General features: G+C 67.5%; 1 protein-coding gene. It reads right to left on the reverse strand.

The features are described 5' to 3' along the window. Nucleotides 1-11: 11 nt before the first annotated feature. Nucleotides 12-1084 (reverse strand): IS630 family transposase gene (locus ACWFR4_RS49145; RefSeq protein ID WP_453658539.1). Its coding sequence is split into 2 segments (ribosomal slippage): nt 12-574 and nt 574-1084, totalling 1074 coding nucleotides; the frame shifts between segments, so codons are not numbered across the junction. Nucleotides 1085-1110 lie beyond the last annotated feature (26 nt).

Consider the following 1110-nt stretch of genomic DNA (forward strand, 5'->3'; position numbering starts at 1 on the left):
TACTGAGGTTTTCAGGGTGAGGTCGGTGGGTTGATCGTCAGGCCTGTGGCGGTGAGGCAGCCATCGACCAGGTGGGGCCGGAGTTGGATTCTGCGTAACTCGCGGCGGAGTGTGCGGTCGAGGTCGTCGGGTGTGTGGAAGGCGGTGTTGACCATCGCTCTGCGCACGAGTGACCAGACGGCCTCGACGGGGTTCAGGTCGGGTGCATACGGCGGGAGCCGGACAGTGGTGAGCCAGTCGTGCTCGGCCTCGTACCGCTTCAGTCCGGCGGCCAGGTGGGTGTTGAGATTGTCCCAGACCACCACAATCGGACCACCGAGCTGGATGTGTGCGCGGACCAGGAGGTCGCGGTAGTCCTTCCAGGAAAAGCTCCTGCGGGCACCCTTGAGGAGAAGATGGGTGCGGGGACGGTGGATGAGACGGCTCGTTTCGCCGGGTTTGTAGCAGCACAGGGCAGCGACCGAGGTCCGGCGGCGGGAGCGGCCCCTCACCCAGATGACAGGGGTATGTCCACGCCGGCCCCAGGTGCGGGCACGGGGCGGAGTCATGGAGAATCCGGCTTCGTCCTCGAAGAGGATCCAGGCCCCTGACTCCGCCGCGAGGCTTTTACCCGCGGCCACACCTCCTTCTTCCACAACTCCACCGCGTGCTCGTCGCGTTCGAGAGCACGGCGAGCGGGAGCCTGCCAGGACCAGCCGTGCCGTTTCAGCAGCCGCCACACTGTCGCCACCGACAGGCTCACCCGCAGCCGCCGACGGATCACCGCCTGGACCCGGGCCAAGGTCCAGCGCTGATCGTCGAACCCGTGCGCTGTCGGCCCCTTGCCGAGTTCCTCCTCGAGTACCGCGAACTGGGCATCGGTAACGGTCGGGGAGTTCGCCGGACCCATGGAGCACAAGGCCTCCATGCCACCCTCGCGCCAGGCCCGCCGCCAGCGTTCCACCGACCGCACACTCACTCGCAGATCCTTCGCGATCACCGCGGTCTTCTCACCCGCCGCGAACCGCTCGCCGGCCTGAAGCCGGATCCCCTCACGAAACGCCCGCCGCTCAGCGGTCAGGCCCCCACCCTCCGGATACCTCACCCCACGGGCATACCGCAGGGATCATG

It is taken from the genome of Streptomyces sp. NPDC055140 (assembly GCF_053607285.1).